Origin of the sequence: Streptomyces sp. WM6372 (assembly GCF_001279655.1) — a bacterium.
Classification (GTDB): domain Bacteria; phylum Actinomycetota; class Actinomycetes; order Streptomycetales; family Streptomycetaceae; genus Streptomyces.
This window is the reverse complement of sequence record NZ_LGDB01000047.1, coordinates 23,390-43,635: the sequence shown is the minus strand read 5'-3', so window position 1 is coordinate 43,635 and position 20,246 is coordinate 23,390. Positions and strand designations below refer to the sequence as shown.

Sequence of the window (20,246 nt, the reverse complement as noted above, 5' to 3'; positions counted from 1 at the left end):
ATGTACCTGTCAGGTCGCGTCGTCGTAACCGTTGATCTGCCTGCGTCCGCCGTCGGCCTGCTCGGGCAGGGCGGCCGGGGCCTGGACGGGATCCATCTCACCGATCGGCGCGGGCGTCAGGTCCAGCTCGGACGCCTCGTCGTCGTCGAGCAGCGCGTCGGGGTTGCCGCGGCGCCGCCTGCGGTCGTTGACCAGGCAGATCCCGAGGGCGATGAAGTAGAGGGCGATGATCGGCGCGGCCAGCGACAGCATGGTCAGCGGGTCGCCGGTGGGCGTGGCGAACGCGGCGAAGATCGTGATGCCCAGCACCATGGCCCGCCACCAGCTCGCCAGCCGCTTCGCGGTGAGGACCCCGGTGAAGTTGAGGAGGATCAGCAGCAGCGGCAGCTCGAACGCGAGGCCGAAGACGACGACCATGCGCGTGACCAGGTCGAGGTAGTCGTCGACCGGGAGCAGGTTGCGCGCGTTCTCGGGGGTGAATTCGAGGAGGATCTGCGCGGTCTTCGGCAGCAGCTTGTACGCGAGCACCGCACCGGCGCCGAACAGCGGAGCGCCGACGGCGACGAAGCCCATCGCGTAGCGCTTCTCGTGGTTGTGCAGGCCGGGGGCGACGAAGGCCCAGAGCTGGTAGAGCCACACCGGGGCCGAGAGCACCACACCGGCGGTGAGCGAGACCTTGAGGGCGATCGAGAACGGGGCGATGAGGCCGTTCACGGTCATGTCGGCGCAGGGCCGGCCGTTGCGCTGCGAGACCACGCCGTTGGTGCAGCCGACGGAGTCCAGCATCGGCTTCAGCATGAAGTCGATCAGGTTCTTGTAGTAGAAGGCCGCCACGACAGTGATCACGAGGATCGCCAGGACCGACTTCAGCAGGCGGTTTCTCAGCTCACGCAGGTGCTCGACAAGAGGCATGCGCCCTTCGGCGTCCTTCTCCTGCTTGCCTTGCTTCTCCTGCTTGCGGGCAGACTTGAGCAACCCACGTCCCTTGTCTCGTTGCAGATGACCGTCGTGATCTCGGCCGCGGACCGGCGGTCCGGCGGCCGGGCGATCAGCCCTGGGTGGTGTGGTTCGGCTCGTTGACCGGACGCGAGCTGGTCACGTCGCCGGGAGCGGCCTTGATGGTGCGCGGGGCGGCGGCCTGCTGCGGGGCCTGGTCGGCGACGGTCGCGGCGGTGGCGTTGTCCTCCGCGGCGCTCTCCGCCTTCATGGCCTTGGCCTCGCTCTTGAGGATGCGGGCCGACTTGCCGAGGGAGCGCGCCATGTCGGGGAGCTTCTTGGCACCGAACAGCAGGAAGATCACGGCGATGATCAGGAGGATCTCAAGAGGCTTCAGATTGCCGATCATGTCTGACTTCCTTCTCACCGAAACGGCTGATTGTGGTGTCGGCGGCCCCGGATCTTGATCCGTGACCGCTCAGGCAAGGATCGTAACCCCCGGGGGTTAACGCCCGGCAATCCCCCGGGGTATCCCGCCTTGCGTGCGGCTGGGACCGACGGTACGGGTCCCGACCCGCACTTTCCAGAGACCTGCGGGTCACGATCCTGCGCTTTGTCCCGTTTTACGGCCGGGCGGTGCCACCCGCACGCGCCAGGTCGCTCGCCGCGCGCTCCAGGTCCCCCGAGGCGTCCGCGATCCGCCGGCTGGCCAGCTCGACCTGGCCGGACAGCCGCCGCACCTCCACGAAGACGCGCACCGCGAGGACGGCGAGGACGGCGAGCCCGAGGAAACCCAGGGCGATTGCGAGCATCGGCCACAGCATGGGTCGAGCCTAGGCCACCGGCCGCCTCAGACGCTGCGCAGGGTGCTCACGCCGCCACCGGTCAGCAGTTCCACGATGCGCTCGCCGGCCGGTTTGCGGACGGAGGCCCCGCACGCGGGACAGGTGAACGAGTAGAACGTGGTGCGCCGGCTCCCGCCGATCACCAGCCGCAGGGCCCCCGCGTCCAGCTCGAAGCGGGCCCGGCAGTCGGAACAGGCCGCTTTGAAGGCGACCGGCGGCCCTGCGGCGGCCTGCACACCCCGCGGCCCGGACATTGGCGACATCGCTCGGCGCTCCCCTCAGACCGTCCGCTCGCGGACGGCGCAGCTCCCGTACGGCAGGGCCCGTACCGCACGGCCCGCCGCTTCCCCTTGCCCTGCCCTGCCTCTTCGGCGTGCGTGTCCGCCCCGCTCAGTCCTGTTCCCCGTACCCGGCGAGCGCCTCCCGGGCCGCCTGCCGCGCACTGTCGGCCAGCTCCGCGGGCGCCACGATCCGGCCCTCGCGGCCCAGCCGCAGCGCGAGCCGGCGCAGCGAGGCCGGGTCCGGGCTGCGCAGCGTGATCCGCAGGCCGCCGTCGGGCAGCTCCTCGGCGCTGTCGTGCGGGTAGTACTCGGCGACCCAGCGGCCGCCCGGCCCGACCTCGACCACGACCTCCGGGTCCTCGGCGGCCGGCTGGACGAGTCCCTCGGACAGGTCGCGCGGCTCGATGGCGGGCGGCTCGGCCCGCTCGTCCAGCAGCCGGATCTCGGCGACCCGGTCGAGGCGGAAGGTGCGCCGGGCCTCGGAGAGGTGGCACCAGCCCTCCATGTAGGTGTGGCCCACCGCGAAGAGCCGGATCGGGTCGACCTTGCGCTCGGTCAGCTCGTCCCGGGCCGGCGAGTAGTAGCGCAGCCACAGCCGCCGGCGCTCCGCGATGGCCCGGTCGACGTCGGCGAAGACCCCGCCCTCCGACTCGAAGGTCACCGACAGCCGGGAGCTGGCCCCGGCCGCCTCGCCCGCGGCGGCCTCCAGCTTCGCGGTGGCGCGCAGCAGCGCGTCCCGGTCGCTCTCGCGCAGCCCGGGCAGCGTGGCCACGGCGCGGGCGGCGACCAGCAGCGCGGTCGCCTCGTCGGCGGCCAGGCGCAGCGGCTCCGCGGTGGACTCCCCCGAGGCGTCGGGGTTGCGCCACCAGATGCGCTCCCCGTCGGTGTCGATGTCGAGCAGGTCCCCGCCGCGGAAGCTGGTCCCGCACATGGGCAGCACGTCGAGGTCCGAGATCAGCTCGTCCTCGGTGATCCCGAAGGCGCGGGCGACGTCGGCGACGTGCGCCCCGGGGCGCTCGCGCAGGTACGTCACCAGGGACAGCATCCGGCGGGTCTGGTCGATGGCGTTGGCAGCCATGCTGGTACGTCTCCCCCTCAGGGCACGTCTTGCGAACGGTGCGGTGGTGCGATCGGTGCGGCGGATCGGGCGGCGGCCAGGGCGGCTCGGAGCGGTCCGGTCCGCCGGGGCGGCCTCAGCCCGCGGCCACGGCGCGCAGCCGGTCCACGACGTCGGCCCGCAGGTCTGCGGGGCCCACGACCACCACGTCCGGCCCGAACTCGACCAGCCAGGCGTCGAGCCCGTGCCCGTACGGGATCTCCAGCTCGTCCCAGCCGTCCCCGCCCTCGCGCACGGCGGTGGCCTTGGCCCGCAGCGGGTACCCGGCCCCGGACCGCAGCCGGATCAGCGCGGAGCGGTCCGCGCTCTCCCCGGCCCAGCTCGCGACGGTCTCCCGTACGGTGACCACGTCCGGGACCTCGGCGGTGTACTTGGCCGCCCGGGAGCGGACCTTGCCGGTGATCCGGGAGAGCCGGAACACCCGCTCCGCCCCGCGGTCGCGGTCGTAGCCGGCCAGGTACCAGTGGCCGCGCCAGCACTCCAGCGCCCACGGCTCCACCTGCCGGCTCTCGGGGCGCGCGGCCGTGGACTTGCGGTAGTCGAAGACCACCGGCCGGCGGTCGCGGCAGGCCAGCATCAGCGGTTCGAAGGCCGCCTCGTGGACCGGGATGCGCGGCTCGATGGCGCTGTGCTGGCCCTCGTACGGATCCCCCGCCTCCGGCATCCCGCCCGCGCGCAGCTTCTGCAGGGCGCCGCTGGCGGCTCCGGCGAGACGGGCCTGCTGCCAGACCTTGGCCGCGAGCCCCAGGGCGGCGGCCTCCTCGGCGTCGAGGGAGACGGGCGGCAGCCGGTTGCTGTCGCGGCGGGCGAGGTAACCGGTCTCGCCCTCCAGGTTCTCCACCGTCTCGATGACCAGGCCGAGTTCACGCAGATCGTCCTTGTCCCGCTCGAACATGCGGTTGAACGACTCGTCGTTGCCGGCTTCCATGTACGCCTCGATGGAACCGCGCAGCTCTCGCTTGCTCAGCGGCCGGCGGGTCCCCAGCAGACACAGCGCCAGATTCATCAGCCGCTCGGCCTTGGCAATCGCCATCGACGCCCTTCCGCCCTTCTCCGCCCACACGTTGCACCCACGGCACGCACGACACGTCCGTGACCGTTGACCGTACCGCCCCGGCGGTCCCCGGCAAAAGCGAGGGCCCCCGCCTGACGGCGGGGGCCCCTTCTGCCGATCGCGGGTCGTCGGATCAGACGCCCATCAGGTCGCAGACGAAGATCAGCGTCTCGCCCGGCTTGATCGCGGGGGTCGGGCTGTTGTCGCCGTACGCCAGGTGGGCCGGGATGACCAGCTTGCGCCGGCCGCCGACCTTCATGCCCTGGACGCCCTGGTCCCAGCCGGCGATGACCTGGCCGATGCCCAGGATGAACTGCAGCGGGGCGCCGCGGTTCCAGGAGGCGTCAAACTCCTCACCCGTGGAATAGGACACGCCCACGTAGTGGACGGAGACCTTGTTCCCGGCCGTGGCCTCGGCGCCGTCGCCCTCCCAGATGTCCTCGATGACCAGGTCGGCGGGGACCGGGAAGTCGGGGAAGTCGATCTCGGGCTTCTCGAGCTGGTTGCTCACGGAACTGCTCCTCAAAACTGAATCAGGTCAACCCGGACAGTCTTACATCACGGCGAGGATGTCGAGGCTGAAGACCAGCGTCGAGTTGGCCGGGATGGTGCCCGTCTCCTTGTCGCCGAAGCCCTGGTCCGGCGGGATGACCAGCAGGATGCGGCTGCCGACCTTCTTGCCGGTCAGGCCTTCCTTGAGACCCTTGACCGAGAGCTGGTCCATCGGCCAGGTCACCGTCTGGTCCGTGGCGTACGTGCTTTCGAAGGTCTTGTCGTCCTTCCACGTCTTGCCGTTGAACTTGACCACGACGCTGTCGGTGTCCTTGACGGCCGGGCCGTCACCCTCCAGCACGTAGTTCGAGACCAGCTTCGCCGGCGGCGCGGTGTCCTTCGGAACGGTCACGGAGACTTCCTTGCCGTCCGTGTTCGTACCGATCTTCGGCAGGTCCTTGTTGTCCTGCGCGACCTCCTTGCCCGTGGCCGAGGCCGGGACCGAGGTGCCCTTGACGATGTCCACGACGAAGACCAGCGTGGCGTTCGGCTTGATCTTGTCGCCGGAGCCCTTGTCGCCGTAACCCAGGTCCGGCGGGATCACCAGTTCCAGGCGGCTGCCGACCTTCTTGCCCTCAAGACCCTGGTCCCAGCCCTTGATGACCATTCCGGCACCGATGGTCACCTCGAACGGCTTGCCCTTGCCGAAGCTCTGGTCGAACGGCTCCTTGCCGTCCCAGACCTGGCCGAGGTAGTTGACCTGGGCGACATCGCCCTTCTTCAGCGCCGGGCCGGTGCCCTCGCTGACGGTCACCACCTTCAGTTCCTTCGGCGGGTCCCCCTTCGCCTGCGACAGGGTGGGCGTCTCCCCGAACTTGGCGCCCTTCGTGATCGCGGGCACCCCGTTCTTCATCTGGGCGGAGTCGGAGCCGCTGTCGCCACAGGCTGCTGTCGACAGCAGCAGAAGGGGTACGACAAGCAGGCCGGCAAGTCGGCGCACGTGTTCCTCAGATCTCAGACGGCGGTGCGGTCGACGCCACTCTAAGGCGTGCGCAGGGCCCCGTACGAGATCCGTACGGGGCCCTGCACGAGATCAGCGCGATCTCACATCCCGGCGATCAGCTTCTCCACCCGGTCGTCCACCGACCGGAACGGGTCCTTGCACAGCACGGTCCGCTGCGCCTGGTCGTTCAGCTTGAGATGCACCCAGTCGACCGTGAAGTCCCGCCGCTGCTCCTGCGCCCGGCGGATGAAATCGCCGCGCAGCCGCGCCCTCGTGGTCTGCGGGGGCACCGACTTGCCCTCGAAGATCTTGAGGTCGTTGCAGATCCGTGCCGCCTGCCCCTTGCGCTCCAGCAGGTAGTACAGACCGCGCCGGCGGTGGATGTCGTGGTACGCGAGGTCTATCTGGGCCACGCGCGGGTTCGACATGGTCATGCCGTGCTTGGCCCGGTACCGCTCGATCAGCTGGTACTTCATGACCCAGTCGATCTCGGTCCCGATCCGGTCCAGGTCCTCCGCGTCGATCGCGTCGAGGGTGCGGCCCCACAGCTCCAGCACCTGGTCCACCGTGCCGGTACGGATCCCCCGGCGCTCGGCAAAGTCCACGGCCTTGTCGTAGTACTCGCGCTGGATCTCCAGGGCCGAGGCCTCGCGGCCGCTCGCCAGGCGCACCTTGCGCTGGCCCGTGATGTCGTGGCTGACCTCGCGGATCGCCCGGATCGGGTTCTCCAGCGTCAGGTCCCGCATCACCGTGCCCGCCTCGATCATGCGCAGCACCAGGTCGGTGGCCCCGACCTTGAGCAGCATGGTCGTCTCGGACATGTTCGAGTCCCCGACGATCACGTGCAGGCGGCGGTAGCGCTCGGCGTCCGCGTGCGGCTCGTCCCGGGTGTTGATGATCGGCCGCGAGCGGGTCGTCGCGGAGCTGACGCCCTCCCAGATGTGCTCGGCCCGCTGGCTCACGCAGTAGACCGCGCCCCGGGGGGTCTGCAGCACCTTGCCCGCGCCGCAGATCAGCTGGCGCGTGACGAGGAACGGAATGAGGATGTCCGCCAGGCGGGAGAATTCCCCGTGCCGGGCCACCAGATAGTTCTCGTGGCAGCCGTACGAGTTGCCCGCCGAGTCGGTGTTGTTCTTGAAGAGATAGACGTCGCCCGCGATTCCCTCCTCGTGCAGGCGGCGTTCGGCATCGACGAGCAGACCTTCGAGAATGCGCTCGCCCGCCTTGTCGTGCGTGACGAGTTCCGTCACGTTGTCACATTCGGGAGTTGCATATTCCGGATGCGAACCCACGTCGAGGTACAGGCGGGCGCCGTTCCGCAGGAAGACATTGCTGCTGCGGCCCCATGACACAACACGGCGGAAGAGGTAGCGCGCCACTTCGTCAGGAGACAGTCGGCGCTGTCCCCTGAACGTGCACGTGACGCCGTACTCGTTCTCCAGCCCGAAAATGCGGCGGTCCATGACTGAACATTACGCCTTCCGCACTGTTCTGAAACCGGGTTCGTGAACGCCGTTTCGATCAGGTGCCGACGAGCCGCTCCGCCGGACCGCCCGCCGGACCCTCCGGCGCACCCCCGCCTGCGGCTCCGTCAGTGCCCGCGTCCGTGCCCGCGCCCGCGACCGCGTCCCTGCCTCCATCGGCTCCCGCCTCGGATCCCGACGGCGAACCCGTCACCGTCCGGGTGCGGCCGGGAGCGGCCAGGATCCGCTGAGTGGCCGTCAGCACCAGCAGCGCCGCCGCACCGGCGACGCTCGCCACGCCGAACCCGCTCGCCGTACCGCCCAGTTCCACCGCCGGGCCGGCCGCGGCCGTACCGATCGCCGCGCCCACCCCGAAGAACGTCACCAGCCACGAGAACGCCTCCGTCACCGTCCCCGCCGGAGCGTGCCGGTCCACGACGATGAACGCACAGGCCAGCGCGGGCGCCAGGAACACGCCCGCCAGCGCCGCCAGCCCCGCCATCGCCACCGGGCCCGGAACCAGCATCAGCGGCAGGTAGCAGACCGCCAGCAGCGCCACCAGCAGCCGCAGCCGCCGCTCCGGCGCGCCCGCCCACTGCCGGGCCCCGTACGTCACCCCGCCGAGCAGCGCGCCCAGACCCAGCGCCGCCATCAGCCAGCCGTACACCGCCTGGTTCCCGTGGTCATCGGCGTACGCCACACCCGCCACCGTGATCGAACCCAGCGCCCCGCCCACGAAGAAGAACGAACCCAGCAGCGCCAGCAGCCCCGGCGCACGCAGCGCGCCCAGCCAGTGCGCCTCGCGCGGCTCCGAACGCCAGCTGCGCGAGGGCTCCGACACCACCACCGACAGCGCACCCAGCACACCGATGGCATTGATCACCAGCAGCGCCACCGCCGGGTCCCACAGCGCCACGAACAGCGTCACCAGCAGCGGACCGACCGTGAACATGACCTCCTGGGCCACCGCGTCCATGGCGTACGCGGCGTGCACCCGCTCCTCCTTGCCGCCGAGCACACCCGGCCACAGCGCCCGCAGCCCGCCCTCCAGCGGCGGCGTGAAGAGCCCCGCGACCACCACGGCGCCGTACGCGGCCACCGGCGACCCGGTGCCCGCCACCGCCAGCCACACCATGCCCAGCGCGGACACCACCGCGGCCGGCAGCTGCACCCGCGGCTGCCCGAACAGGTCGACGGCCCGCCCCAGCAGCGGCTGCCCCACCGCATTGGCCAGCCCGTACACGGCCGCCAGAGCGCCCGCCAGGCTGTAGCTGCCGCCCTCGGCCCGGGTGAACAGCACGATCGCGATCGGCCCGGTGCCGTTCGGCAGCCGGCCTATGAGCGTGCCCGCCAGCAGCCTCGCGGCGTGCCGGGTCCTGAGCAGCTCCGCGTATCCCGCGGCCATGACGGCCCCCTTCTGCCCGGAATCCCGCCGGGAGCAATCAAGGTAATACGTATAACGTGACCCGTCATACGTACCATGGCCACACCGCGGGGGTCCACCCGAGAGACCGCCGCGCCCCCGCCGACCCCGTACGACCTCGCACTACAGGAGCACCGTGTGACGAGACCCACCAGCCGGGACGTGGCCACCGCCGCCGGGGTCTCACAGGCCACCGTCTCCCTCGTCCTCGGCGACAAGTGGCGCGGCCGCGTCTCCGAACGCACCGCCGGCCTGGTCCGTGAAGCCGCCACCACCCTCGGCTACCGCCCCAACCTCGCCGCCCGCAACCTCCGCCTCGGCTCCACCCGCACCGCCCTCCTCGTCGTCCCCGCCCTCACCAACGAGTTCTTCGCCCGCGTCTACACCGGCGCCGCCCGCATCGCCGCCGAACACGGCTTCGGCGTCGTCCTCTACCCCTCCCCCGACGGCACCGGCCCCGCCCGCGACCCCTTCGCCTCCGCCCGCGCCGCCCTCGACGGGGTCATCGCCTCCTCCATGGCCGCCCACGCCCTCGACGCCATCGGCGACGCCGAACTCCCCCTCGTCATGCTCGACAGCGACCCCACCGCCGGACGCGCCGCCGCCCACGTCAACCTGGCCATGGCCGACGGCATGCGCCAGGTCACCGAACACCTCCTCGCGCTCGGCCACCGCCGCGTCCTCCACCTCGCCTCCGCCGTCGACTCCTGGACCTTCGACGTCCGCGCCGAGGCCCTGGCCGCCCTGCTGGCGCCCCACGCCGAGCTGCGCACCGTACGGGCCCCGCTCACCGTCGCCGAGGCCCGTACGGCCATGGAGGCGGCCCTCGCGGCCCCCGGGAGCCGGCCCACGGCCGTCGTCTGCGACGACGACATCCTCGCCGCCGGCGCCTGCAAGGCCGCCCGGCGCCTGGGCCTGCGCGTCCCCGAGGACCTCTCCGTCACCGGCGTCGACGACCTCGCCCTCGCCACCGCCGTCGAACCCGAGCTCACCACCGTCCACCTCCCCGCCGAACGCGTCGGCGAACAGGGCATGACCGCCCTCCTCGCCGTCCTGGACGGCGCCCCCTGGACCGCCCCCGACCTCCCGGTCGACCTGGTCGTCCGCGCCTCCACCGGCCCGGCTCCGGCCTGAGAACGCGAAGGCGCCCCCGGCCGGATGGCCGGGGGCGCCGTGCGCGCGTGGACCCCTACTCGGAATCGTCCTCGGGAGCCTCGTCGTTCGACACGGCATCGGCCTGCACGGCCGCCGTGACATCGGCCTCCAGCAGCCGCGACAGCTGCCGGCCCCGGATCCGCTTGAACTTCCGCTGCTGGGCCCGCGTCCGGTCCAGCACCGCGACCTCCAGCCGCTCCGCCGGGATCGTCTTGTCCGCACCGTTCGCCTGGCTGGACAGCGCCTGCACCGCCAGCTTCAGCGCCTCGGACAGGGTCATCCCGTCCCGGTGCCGCTGGTCCATGTACGTGCTGATCTGCTCGGCGTTGCCGCCGACCGCGACCGAGCCGTGCTCGTCCACGATCGAACCGTCGTGCGGCAGCCGGTAGATCTGGTCGCCCGCGGCCGTCGCACCGACCTCGGCCACGACCAGCTCGACCTCGTACGGCTTCTCGCCGGCACTGGAGAAGATCGTGCCGAGCGTCTGCGCGTAGACGTTGGCCAGCCCACGGGCCGTCACATCGTCACGGTCGTAGGTGTATCCGCGCAGATCGGCGTAGCGCACGCCGCCGATCCGCAGGTTCTCGTACTCGTTGTACTTGCCGGCGGCCGCGAAGCCGATCCGGTCGTAGATCTCGCTGAACTTGTGCAGCGCGCGGGAGGGGTTCTCGCCGACGAACACGATGCCGTCGGCGTACTGCAGCACGACAAGGCTGCGACCGCGGGCGATGCCCTTCCGGGCGTATTCCGCCCGGTCGGCCATGGCCTGCTGGGGTGAGACGTAGAACGGAGTCGACACCGGTTATCCGTCCCTTTCTTCTGGGCGACGAGGAGGACTGGTCAGAGCAGGGCCGCGCGCGGCCCGTCGGGCTGCTCGAGCCGCCGGTTGGTGACGCTGCGGGCGAGTTCCTGCGACTCCTCGTCCGTCAGCCTGCGGAAGCCCTCGTCCGTGATGACGGTGACGATCGGATAGATGTGGCGGTACAGGTCCGGTCCACCGGTCGCCGAGTCGTCGTCGGCGGCGTCGTACAGCGCCTGCACGACGAGGGTGGTGGCCTGCTCCTCCGTCAGGTCGGGGCGGTACAGCTTCTTCATGGACCCGCGCGCGAAGATCGAGCCGGAACCGGTGGCGGCGAAGCCGTGCTCCTCGGAGCGGCCGCCGGTCACGTCGTAGGAGAAGATCCGGCCCTTCTCCTTGCCCTCGTCCCACCCCGCGAAGAGCGGCACGACCGCGAGCCCCTGCATGGCCATCCCCAGATTGCTCCGGATCATGGTGGAGAGCCGGTTGGCCTTGCCCTCCAGGGAGAGGGTCGCCCCCTCCACCTTCTCGAAGTGCTCCAGCTCCAGCTGGAACAGCTTCACCATCTCCACGGCCAGGCCGGCCGTACCGGCGATGCCCACCGCGGAGTACTCGTCGGCCGGGAACACCTTCTCGATGTCCCGCTGCGCGATCATGTTCCCCATGGTCGCCCGCCGGTCACCGGCGAGCACGACACCACCGGGGAAGGTGGTGGCGACGATGGTCGTCCCGTGCGGCGCCTCGACGACCCCCTCGGGCAGCTTCCGGTTCCCCGGCAGCATCTCGGGCGAATGCGCCCCGAGGAAGTCCATGAACGACGACGAACCCGGTGTCAGGAAGGCTGCCGGCAGCCGCCCCGTGCTACGAGTGTTGGCTTCCACGCGTTCCCTCCAAATATGCGGCGGCCCGACGCATGCGGTCGGGGTTGTCTTTCAACACGCCAAGACCTGAATTGCAGTTGATGCAAAGTACGCCACGGACCCTACCCGTCCCACGGCGACGATCAACCTGCGGGATCGAACGCCCGACGCGGCTTCTGCCCACCGCATCGGGCGCGCGATTTTCGCTCCGCTCCCAGCCTGGCCATCTCCTACCATCACCTTCGAATCGAAGGCAAAGAGGCCTTACTGGCCACCCTTTTGCACGAAGGACCGCACGAAGTCCTCGGCGTTCTCTTCAAGTACGTCGTCGATTTCGTCGAGTACGGAGTCGACGTCGTCGGAGAGCTTTTCCTGGCGCTCCTTGAGGTCGGTCGATTCCTCGACCGCCGCCTCCTCGACCTCCTCGGTCGAGCGAGTCGCCTTCTGCTGTCCGCCGCCGGTGTCCTTGGTCGCCATGTCTACCTCACCCCGCTCGGTTCGCGCGCTCATGTCGAGAGACCCCGGGATCGGGATCTCTCAAGATCAGACCCTACGTCGGACCCTACAAGGAGGGCCCGGCATTCGTCCCCGCACTTTCACAACGTGCGGCTGACTTCATGATTCCCGGACCGGGGACTTTTCAGCCCTCAGTTCCCGCTCAGTACCCGCACCAGGTCCTCCGCCGTGCGGCAGCGGTCCAGGAGCTCCTTCACGTGCTTGCGGGTACCCCGCAGGGGTTCCAGCGTCGGGACCCGCTGGAGCGAGTCACGGCCCGGGAGGTCGAAGATCACCGAGTCCCACGAGGCCGCGGCCACGTCGTCCGCGTACTGCTCCAGGCACCGGCCCCGGAAGTAGGCCCGGGTGTCCTCCGGAGGCTTGCCCTGCGCGCGCTCCACCGCCGGCTCCTCCACCAGCCGCTTCATCTTGCCGCGGGCCACCAGGCGGTTGTACAGGCCCTTCTCGGGCCTCACGTCCGCGTACTGGAGGTCCACCAGGTGGAGCCGGGCGGCGTCCCAGCCGAGCCCGTCCCGCCGCCGGTAGCCCTCCAGGATCTCGCGCTTCGCGATCCAGTCCAGCTCCCCCGACAGGCTCATCGGGTCGCTCTCCAGCCGGCCCAGCACGTCCTCCCAGCGGGCCAGCACGTCCTTGGTCTGCTCGTCCGCGTCGGAGCCGAAACGCTCGTCCACGTACTTCCTGGCCAGCTCGAAGTACTCCATCTGGAGTTGTACGGCGGTCAGCGTGCGGCCGCTGCGCAGCGTGATCAGGTGGTGCAGATCGGGGTCGTGGGAGACCTGGTGCAGGGTCCGCACGGGCTGGTCCACGGCCAGGTCGACGTTGATGAACGAGTCCTCGATCATCGAGAGGACGAGGGCGGTGGTGCCGAGCTTGAGGTAGGTCGAGATCTCCGAGAGGTTCGCGTCGCCGATGATCACGTGGAGCCGGCGGTACTTCTCGGCGTCCGAGTGCGGCTCGTCGCGCGTGTTGATGATGGGCCGCTTGAGCGTCGTCTCCAGGCCGACCTCGACCTCGAAGTAGTCCGCGCGCTGGCTGATCTGGAAGCCGTGCTCGCGGCCGTCCTGGCCGATCCCCACGCGCCCCGCGCCGGTCACGACCTGGCGGGAGACGAAGAAGGGGGTCAGGTGGCGCACGATCTCCGAGAAGGGGGTTTCCCGCTTCATCAGGTAGTTCTCGTGCGTGCCGTAGGAGGCGCCCTTGTTGTCGGTGTTGTTCTTGTACAGGTGGATGGGCTGGGCGCCGGGGAGCTGGGCGGCCCGTACGGCGGCCTCGGCCATGATCCGCTCGCCGGCCTTGTCCCAGAGGACTGCGTCGAGCGGGTTGGTGATCTCCGGAGAGCTGTACTCGGGGTGCGCGTGGTCGACGTAGAGCCGTGCACCGTTGGTGAGGATGACGTTGGCGAGGCCGATGTCCTCGTCGGTGAGCTGGCTGTTGTCGGCGGCCTCGCGGGCGAGGTCGAAGCCGCGGGCGTCCCGCAGCGGGTTCTCCTCCTCGAAGTCCCAGCGGGCGCGGCGCGCCCGGTGCATCGCCGCCGCGTAGGCGTTGACGATCTGGGACGAGGTGAGCATGGCATTGGCGTTCGGGTGCCCCGGGACGGAGATCCCGTACTCCGTCTCGATTCCCATTACTCGCCGTACGGTCATGCGGCCCTCCTTGCCCGGCGGCGCTCCCGTTCGGGAGCGGCGCTCAAGTACCGCTGGTGCTCCGGTGCGTGTGCGGTGCCCGTCCCCGCACTGCGCGACCGGCGGTACGGAAGAGCCTAGAACCACTCCGCGCTGGTGGGGAGATCATTTCAGTCATTGACTTCACCCCGTCACCGGCTGAAAAGGACAGTCGGTAAAGCAGTCGGCTGCGGGTGCCCGGGGAGGGCATCCGCAGCCGCCCTGGTCGATCAGAGGTACTGACCGGTGTTCGCCACCGTGTCGATGGAGCGTCCGGTGTCCGCGCCCTGCTTTCCGGTGACGAGCGTGCGGATGAATACGATCCGCTCGCCCTTCTTGCCGGAGATCCGGGCCCAGTCGTCCGGGTTGGTGGTGTTGGGCAGGTCCTCGTTCTCCTTGAACTCGTCCACGCAGGCCTGGAGGAGGTGGGAGACGCGCAGGCCCTTCTGGTTGTGCTCCAGGAAGGCCTTGATGGCCATCTTCTTCGCCCGGTCCACGATGTTCTGGATCATGGCGCCGGAGTTGAAGTCCTTGAAGTACAGGACTTCCTTGTCGCCGTTGGCGTACGTGACCTCGAGGAAGCGGTTTTCCTCGGTTTCGGCGTACATCTGCTCGACGACGGTCTGGATCATGCTGTGAACGGCGACCTCGGGCGAGCCGGAGTGCTCGGTGAGGTCGTCGCTGTGGAGCGGCAGCGAGGCCTTGAGGTACTTGGCGAAGATGTCCTTCGCCGCTTCGGCGTCGGGGCGCTCGATCTTGATCTTCACGTCGAGCCGGCCGGGGCGCAGGATGGCCGGGTCGATCATGTCCTCGCGGTTGGAGGCGCCGATCACGATGACGTTCTCCAGGCCCTCCACACCGTCGATCTCGGCGAGCAGCTGGGGGACGATGGTGTTCTCCACGTCCGAGCTGACTCCGGATCCGCGGGTGCGGAAGAGGGATTCCATCTCGTCGAAGAAGACGATGACGGGGGTGCCCTCGCTGGCCTTCTCACGGGCACGCTGGAAGACGAGGCGGATGTGCCGCTCGGTCTCGCCGACGTACTTGTTGAGGAGTTCGGGGCCCTTGATGTTCAGGAAGTAGGACTTGCCCTGGGCCTGTCCGGTCACCTCGGCGACCTTCTTGGCAAGGGAGTTGGCCACTGCCTTGGCGATGAGCGTCTTGCCGCAGCCGGGAGGGCCGTAGAGCAGGATGCCCTTCGGGGGCCGCAGTTCGTGTTCCTTGAAGAGGTCGGGGTAGAGGTACGGGAGCTCGACCGCGTCGCGGATCAGCTCGATCTGGTCGCCCAGGCCGCCGATCTTGTCGTAGTCGATGTCCGGGACCTCTTCGAGGACCAGGTCCTCGACCTCGCTCTTGGGGACCACCTCGTAGACGTAGCCGGAGCGGGGCTCGAGCAGGAGGGCGTCGCCGGGGCGGATGGTGATGTCCAGGAGCGGCTCGGCGAGCCTCACCACCCTTTCCTCGTCGGTGTGCCCGACCACCAGGGCGCGCTCGCCGTCCTCGAGGATCTCCTTGAGGGTGACGATGTCCCCGGCCCGTTCGAACTCCATGGCCTCGACCACGTTGAGGGCCTCGTTGAGCATGACCTCCTGGCCGCGCCGGAGGTCTTCCGGTTCGACGCTGGGGCTGACGTTCACGCGGAGCTTTCGGCCGCCGGTGAAGATGTCGACGGTGCCGTCTTCGTTCGCCTGAAGGAAGACACCGAAGCCGGCCGGCGGCTGCGCGAGCCGGTCGACTTCCTCCTTGAGGGCGACGATCTGGTCGCGGGCCTCACGGAGCGTATTTGCCAGTCGCTCGTTTTGCGCGGAGACGCCGGCCAGGTTTGTCTGGAGCTCGACGATCCGCTCTTCGAGAATCCTCGTGTGTCGCGGAGAGTCGGCGAGCTTACGTCGCAGGACGGCGATTTCCTGCTCGAGATAGGCAACCTGACCGGCGGGGTCCTCAGACCCTCGCCCCGGCCGGATGCCGCGGTTGATGTCGTCGTCGTGGGCTGCCACGGTCCTCACCTCCTCCAAGGGGAGCTGGACGCTTCCTGACCCTACCTGGGCTGGTGGTGATTGAAACCCCTAGATCACAAAGACGGTAGAGGTGTGTCCGATCTTCACCCTTGCGTACTCCCTCACGCCAAGGAAATACCCACCCATCAACATCGGAAAGCGGCCGGTTGTAAGGTCGAACTGTTCAACACCCGTCAGGGCTCGCGCGACTTGCCGCGGCTCGTGGCGGAAACGGATCACTGAGCACAGGGAACGGCAGGAGATATGACCGTGCAGCAGGAGGCTCCCACGGGTGGTGCCGGGCAGGCCGGCGAGCCGCTCGAGGTCTGGATCGACCAGGACCTGTGCACCGGTGACGGCATCTGTGTGCAGTACGCGCCGGAGGTGTTCGAGCTGGACATCGATGGTCTGGCGTACGTGAAGAGCCCTGAGGACGAGCTTCTGGTGGAGGCGGGGGCGACGACTCCGGTTCCCCTGACGCTGCTGCAGGACGTGGTCGACTCGGCGAAGGAATGCCCGGGTGACTGCATCCACGTAAGGCGCGTTTCGGACAGGGTCGAGGTCTTCGGTCCGGACGCGGAGTGACGGTTCAAACACTCCTGGCGTCTGAGTTCGTCAGCTCCTGGCGGAATTTTCCGCCGCTCCAGCGCCACTTGGCGAGCTGTTTCACGTCGGGGCTGTAGCGGGGCACCTGGGGCGAGGAGTAACCGAGGAGGCTGGCGGTGACGACTCCGTCGCGGATCGTGAGATCGGTGGCGGTCTGCCTCTTCCCGGCCTCCAGCAGGGTGGCCACGACCCTCGGCGTCGCGCCGGGGGTCTTGTCCTGTGCGAGTACGTAGATCGCGTGGGGCGGGGTGCCGGATCCGGCGTCGCAGCGGACGGCGGCCACGGTCTCGGGGCGGCCGTCGCCGTCGAGATCGCCCTGGGCGGTGGCCGTGACGGCCGTCGGGAGGCCCTTGCAGTCCAGCGGGTACGTGACCGCGGCCGGGTCGGGGGCGGCGGCCTGCGGGCCGCTCGCGGGGGCCGCGGAGGAGTGCGCGGGGCCGGCGGGGCCGCCCGCGGCCGTGTCCGGCTGGATGAGTCCCGCGGCGGCTACGACGGCGGCCATGGCGGTGGCCGTGGCGAGCCAGTGGAGGGGCCTGGCGCTGCTGTGGCCCAGGAATTCCGGTGTCGGCGTCAGCTCGGCGGGGCGGTGCGGCACGCGGGGTGTCTCCTGTGCGAAGGGTGACGGGGAGCCAGCATCGTGCCACACCTCACACCGGGGTGGAACGGCCGGGTCCGTGTCGGCTGGGGCCGGTATGGGGGGCGTCCGGTGGGACAACGAAAAGGCGCTGTGGCGCAGTTCCCGGTTCGTCCGGGGAACTGCGCCACAGCGCCTTGGTGTTGGGTCGGCCGGGCGGCCTCGCCGTCGTCTAGGCGGAGCGGTCGCTGCCGGGTCCGTCGTAGTCCTCGCCGTAGGCGCCCTTGGCGGGGCGGCGGCGGCGCATGGGGGGCTCGACCCCGTCGGCGAGGCGGCGGGCGGTGACGAGGAAGCCGGTGTGGCCGATCATCCGGTGGTCCGGCCGGACCGCGAGGCCCTCGACGTGCCAGTTGCGGATCATCGATTCCCAGGGCTGCGGCTCGGCGAAGCAGCCGATCTCGCGGATGGACTCGACCGTCTTGGAGAGCTGGGTGGTGGTGGCCACGTAGCAGCACAGGATGCCGCCGGGGACCAGCGCCTTGGAGACGGCCTCCAGGCACTCCCAGGGGGCGAGCATGTCGAGGATCACGCGGTCGACGTCGGTGTCGGACAGGTTGTCCTGGAGGTCGCCGACGGTCAGCTGCCACGCGGGGTGCGGGCCGCCGAAGTAGCGCTCGACGTTCGCGGTGGCGATCTCGGCGAAGTCCGCGCGGCGCTCGTAGCTGTGGAGCATGCCCTGGTCGCCGATGGCGCGCAGCAGGAAGCTGCTCAGGGAGCCGGAGCCCACCCCCGCTTCCACGACGCGGGCGCCGGGGAAGATGTCGGCGAAGGCCAGGATCTGGCCGGCGTCCTTGGGGTAGACCACGGCGGCGCCGCGGGGCATGGACAGGACATAGTCGGGGAGCAGGGGACGCAGCGCGAGGTAGGCGACGTTGCCCGTGGTACGGACGACGCTTCCTTCGGGGGAGCCGATCAGCTCGTCGTGCGGGAAGGAACCCTTGTGGGTGTGGAAATTCTTCCCGGCTTCGAGCGTGAACGTGTAGTGGCGGCCCTTGGGGTCGGTGAGCTGAACCTGGTCCCCGACCTCGAAGGGCCCGCGTCGGCGGGCGGCACCGGTCGGTTCGGACATGTGACCAGTGTATTGGCTTCAGGACTGGGGCCGCGCCATGGCCTTCACGAAGGCCTTCTCCACGTCGAGGGTGGACAGGACGCCGTAGATCTCGCCGCCGGGTTCGAGCACGAGGTACTCGGTGGCGGGGGTGGCGCGGAGGTGGTCGAGGAGTTCCTCCCCGGAGAGTTCGGCGGAGAGCCTCATCCCGTCGGTGAGCTCCTGGGCGAGGGTGCTCACCGCGACCCAGGGGCGGCGGTGTTCGGGGACGGAGGCGATGGCGCTCTCGCGGACGATGGAGAGGGGGTCGCCGTGGCCGTCGACGACGACGATGGCGCGGGCGCCGTGGGCGTTGGCGCGGCGCAGGGCCTCGGAGAGGGGGGTGGCGTTCTCGACGGGGACGGCGCGCCGGGTGAGGGTGCGGGCGTGCAGTTCGGGGAGGTGTTCGCGCAGGCGGGCCATGCGCAGGCTGTTGCCGGCGCCGGTCCAGATGATGGCGGCGAGGATCGCGGCGAGCAGGGCGTCCATGACGGTGTTCATGCCACCGATGTCGTCCGTGCGGGTGCCGAGGACGCCGGTGTGGGTGATCATCGGGAGTCCGATGAGGACGGCGACGGCGAGGCCGCGGCCGACCCAGGCGGCGGCGACGGTGCCGGTCATGGGTTTGCCGGTGATGCCCCAGATGACGGCGCGGAGCATGCGGCCGCCGTCGAGCGGGAGGCCGGGGAGCAGGTTGAACGCGGCGACGAGCAGGTTGGAGATCATCAGGCCGGCGAGCAGGACGCCGGGGACGCTGGCCGGGTCGACGAGCTCCATGCCGAGGTAGAAGGCGCCGGCGAGGACGAGCGAGAGGAGGGGGCCGACGAAGGCGAGGACGAATTCGCGGCCGGGGGTCTCGGACTCCTTCTCGATCTCGGAGACGCCGCCGAAGAACTGGAGCTGGATCCGGCGCACGGGCAGTTTGAAGCGCAGTGCGGCGACGGTGTGGGCGAGTTCGTGGACGAGGACCGAGGCGTAGAAGGCGACGGCGAAGAAGAGGGAGACGAGGTAGCGGGCGGGGCCGAGGTCGGGCAGGACGCGGTCGAGCTGGTCGCCGAAGACCCAGGTGATGAGGGCGGCGACGAGGAACCAGCTGGGCGAGACGTAGACGGGCACTCCGAAGGGGCGGCCCATGAGGATTCCGCCGCCCGGTCCGGAGCGCTTGTCTGCGCGCTCGCCGGTTTCGTCGGTGTCTGCCACGGCTGTCCTTCGTTCGGTGCTGTCCGGCGGGTTGCGGCCGGCGGTTCTCTCAGTGTGGTGCAGGTGCACGTTCGGTGCGGGGCGGGGTCTCCGGTAGCGCGGTGTGATGCTCCGATCATGCAGTGCGAGGGGGCCCGTCGTCGATGGTATGCGCGCGCTGTCGGTGGCGGGTCGTAGGGTTTTGTCCATGACGACGAGCCCCGGTCCGGTTCCCGGCGCAACCGATGCCGATGCCGACGCAGCGCCGCGCGCTGTGGCGCCTTCCTCGCTCTCCCCTTCCCGGGCGAGCGATTTCATGCAGTGCCCGCTGCTGTACCGGTTCCGGGTGATCGACAAGCTGCCCGAGAAGCCGAGTGCGGCGGCGACGCGGGGCACCCTGGTGCACGCGGTGCTGGAGCGGCTCTTCGACCACCCGGCGGTGGAGCGGACGGCGCCGCGGGCCAAGGCGCTGGTCCCGGGGCAGTGGGACCGGCTGCTGGAGTCGAAGCCGGAGCTGGCGGAGCTGTTCCCGGAGGGCGATGAGGGGGCGGGGCTGGCGCGCTGGCTGACGGAGGCCGAGGCGCTGGTGGAGCGGTGGTTCACGCTGGAGGACCCGACGCGGCTGGAGCCGGTGGAGCGGGAGTTCTTCGTGGAGACGGAGCTGGAGTCGGGGCTGCGGCTGCGCGGGATCATCGACCGGGTGGACGTGGCGCCGTCGGGCGAGGTGCGGATCGTCGACTACAAGACGGGCAAGGCGCCGCGGCCGGAGTACGCCGAGGGCGCGCTGTTCCAGATGAAGTTCTACGCGCTGGTGGTGTGGCGGCTGAAGCAGGTCGTGCCGCGGCGGTTGCAGCTGGTGTACCTGGGCAGTGGGGACGTGCTGACGTACGACCCGGTGGTCGCGGATCTGGAGCGGGTGGAGCGCAAGCTGCTGGCGCTGTGGGAGGCGATCAAGGAGGCGACGGAGACGGGCGACTGGCGGCCGCGGCCGACGAAGCTGTGCGGCTGGTGCGACCACCGGGCGGTGTGTCCCGAGTTCGGCGGGACTCCCCCGGTCTATCCGCTGGTGGTCATCCCGAGGCCCGCGGCCGCGGACGGAGCCGGGGCCGGGCCCGGGGCCGGGGAATCCTGAGGGGCC

General features: G+C 70.1%; 22 protein-coding genes. 3 read left to right on the top strand and 19 right to left on the bottom strand.

What is annotated here, in order from left to right; all coding sequences use genetic code 11:
• Positions 1 to 9 precede the first annotated feature (9 nt).
• The 10 genes from tatC to ADK52_RS06090 all read right to left on the bottom strand — a co-directional run bounded on the left by tatC (position 10) and on the right by ADK52_RS06090 (position 8,596).
• Positions 10 to 975, bottom strand: coding sequence for a twin-arginine translocase subunit TatC (gene tatC, locus ADK52_RS06135; protein WP_053688752.1), 966 nt, complete (start codon positions 973 to 975; stop codon positions 10 to 12).
• A 73-nt stretch (positions 976 to 1,048) separates the two neighbouring features.
• Positions 1,049 to 1,345, bottom strand: a complete 297-nt coding sequence (tatA, locus tag ADK52_RS06130) for a Sec-independent protein translocase subunit TatA (RefSeq protein WP_030860241.1) — start codon at positions 1,343 to 1,345, stop codon at positions 1,049 to 1,051.
• 214 nt (positions 1,346 to 1,559) lie between these two features.
• Positions 1,560 to 1,760: a hypothetical protein gene (locus tag ADK52_RS06125; RefSeq protein WP_053688751.1), complete on the bottom strand. Its 201-nt coding sequence runs from the start codon at positions 1,758 to 1,760 to the stop codon at positions 1,560 to 1,562.
• Positions 1,761 to 1,786: 26 nt separating this feature from the next.
• Entirely contained in the window at positions 1,787 to 2,044 is a 258-nt protein-coding gene (locus ADK52_RS06120) for a hypothetical protein (RefSeq protein WP_053688750.1), read from the bottom strand.
• 127 nt (positions 2,045 to 2,171) lie between these two features.
• Entirely contained in the window at positions 2,172 to 3,140 is a 969-nt protein-coding gene (locus ADK52_RS06115) for a helix-turn-helix transcriptional regulator (protein WP_053688749.1), read from the bottom strand.
• 115 nt (positions 3,141 to 3,255) lie between these two features.
• Positions 3,256 to 4,212, bottom strand: a complete 957-nt coding sequence (locus tag ADK52_RS06110) for a helix-turn-helix transcriptional regulator (RefSeq protein ID WP_053688748.1) — start codon at positions 4,210 to 4,212, stop codon at positions 3,256 to 3,258.
• A gap of 154 nt (positions 4,213 to 4,366) precedes the next feature.
• Positions 4,367 to 4,744, bottom strand: coding sequence for an FKBP-type peptidyl-prolyl cis-trans isomerase (locus ADK52_RS06105; RefSeq protein WP_053688747.1), 378 nt, complete (start codon positions 4,742 to 4,744; stop codon positions 4,367 to 4,369).
• A gap of 42 nt (positions 4,745 to 4,786) precedes the next feature.
• Positions 4,787 to 5,725, bottom strand: a complete 939-nt coding sequence (locus tag ADK52_RS06100; protein WP_053688746.1) for an FKBP-type peptidyl-prolyl cis-trans isomerase — start codon at positions 5,723 to 5,725, stop codon at positions 4,787 to 4,789.
• A gap of 104 nt (positions 5,726 to 5,829) precedes the next feature.
• Positions 5,830 to 7,191: a Pup--protein ligase gene (pafA, locus tag ADK52_RS06095; RefSeq protein ID WP_030157196.1), complete on the bottom strand. Its 1,362-nt coding sequence runs from the start codon at positions 7,189 to 7,191 to the stop codon at positions 5,830 to 5,832.
• A 58-nt stretch (positions 7,192 to 7,249) separates the two neighbouring features.
• Positions 7,250 to 8,596 (bottom strand): MFS transporter, encoded by a 1,347-nt coding sequence (locus tag ADK52_RS06090; protein ID WP_078988012.1) that lies wholly within the window; start codon positions 8,594 to 8,596, stop codon positions 7,250 to 7,252.
• Positions 8,597 to 8,752: 156 nt separating this feature from the next.
• Between ADK52_RS06090 and ADK52_RS06085 the strand changes: the two genes are divergently transcribed.
• The gene (locus ADK52_RS06085) at positions 8,753 to 9,748 is read left to right on the top strand and encodes a LacI family DNA-binding transcriptional regulator (protein WP_053688745.1); all 996 of its coding nucleotides are present in this window, start codon (positions 8,753 to 8,755) and stop codon (positions 9,746 to 9,748) included.
• A 55-nt stretch (positions 9,749 to 9,803) separates the two neighbouring features.
• On the opposite strand, the gene prcA is transcribed toward ADK52_RS06085, so the two are convergent.
• From prcA to arc, 6 genes are all read right to left on the bottom strand, one after another.
• Positions 9,804 to 10,568 (bottom strand): proteasome subunit alpha, encoded by a 765-nt coding sequence (gene prcA / locus ADK52_RS06080; protein WP_053688744.1) that lies wholly within the window; start codon positions 10,566 to 10,568, stop codon positions 9,804 to 9,806.
• Positions 10,569 to 10,609: 41 nt separating this feature from the next.
• A complete protein-coding gene (prcB, locus tag ADK52_RS06075; protein ID WP_030157189.1) occupies positions 10,610 to 11,449 on the bottom strand; it encodes a proteasome subunit beta in 840 nt (279 codons plus the stop codon).
• Entirely contained in the window at positions 11,430 to 11,612 is a 183-nt protein-coding gene (locus tag ADK52_RS39625; RefSeq protein WP_420714808.1) for an endonuclease domain-containing protein, read from the bottom strand. Before ADK52_RS39625 ends, prcB begins: the two co-directional genes overlap by 20 nt.
• A gap of 80 nt (positions 11,613 to 11,692) precedes the next feature.
• Positions 11,693 to 11,905: a ubiquitin-like protein Pup gene (locus ADK52_RS06070; protein ID WP_030016348.1), complete on the bottom strand. Its 213-nt coding sequence runs from the start codon at positions 11,903 to 11,905 to the stop codon at positions 11,693 to 11,695.
• Between the two features lie 170 nt (positions 11,906 to 12,075).
• Complete coding sequence (gene dop, locus ADK52_RS06065; RefSeq protein WP_053688743.1) at positions 12,076 to 13,587, bottom strand: depupylase/deamidase Dop; 1,512 nt, start codon at positions 13,585 to 13,587, stop codon at positions 12,076 to 12,078.
• 248 nt (positions 13,588 to 13,835) lie between these two features.
• Positions 13,836 to 15,602, bottom strand: a complete 1,767-nt coding sequence (gene arc / locus ADK52_RS06060; RefSeq protein ID WP_030157184.1) for a proteasome ATPase — start codon at positions 15,600 to 15,602, stop codon at positions 13,836 to 13,838.
• Between the two features lie 264 nt (positions 15,603 to 15,866).
• On the opposite strand from arc, the gene ADK52_RS06055 reads away from it, so the two are divergent.
• The gene (locus tag ADK52_RS06055; RefSeq protein ID WP_030157182.1) at positions 15,867 to 16,187 is read left to right on the top strand and encodes a ferredoxin; all 321 of its coding nucleotides are present in this window, start codon (positions 15,867 to 15,869) and stop codon (positions 16,185 to 16,187) included.
• Positions 16,188 to 16,191: 4 nt separating this feature from the next.
• Here ADK52_RS06055 and ADK52_RS06050 read toward each other — a convergent pair whose 3' ends face one another.
• The 3 genes from ADK52_RS06050 to ADK52_RS06040 all read right to left on the bottom strand — a co-directional run bounded on the left by ADK52_RS06050 (position 16,192) and on the right by ADK52_RS06040 (position 19,129).
• On the bottom strand, positions 16,192 to 16,803 hold the full coding sequence (locus ADK52_RS06050) for a hypothetical protein (RefSeq protein ID WP_053688742.1): 612 nt from the start codon (positions 16,801 to 16,803) through the stop codon (positions 16,192 to 16,194).
• 211 nt (positions 16,804 to 17,014) lie between these two features.
• The gene (locus tag ADK52_RS06045; protein ID WP_030157179.1) at positions 17,015 to 17,911 is read right to left on the bottom strand and encodes a tRNA (adenine-N1)-methyltransferase; all 897 of its coding nucleotides are present in this window, start codon (positions 17,909 to 17,911) and stop codon (positions 17,015 to 17,017) included.
• Between the two features lie 18 nt (positions 17,912 to 17,929).
• A complete protein-coding gene (locus tag ADK52_RS06040) occupies positions 17,930 to 19,129 on the bottom strand; it encodes a site-2 protease family protein (RefSeq protein WP_053688741.1) in 1,200 nt (399 codons plus the stop codon).
• A gap of 187 nt (positions 19,130 to 19,316) precedes the next feature.
• Between ADK52_RS06040 and ADK52_RS06035 the strand changes: the two genes are divergently transcribed.
• Complete coding sequence (locus tag ADK52_RS06035) at positions 19,317 to 20,240, top strand: RecB family exonuclease (protein ID WP_199828455.1); 924 nt, start codon at positions 19,317 to 19,319, stop codon at positions 20,238 to 20,240.
• Positions 20,241 to 20,246: the final 6 nt, after the last annotated feature.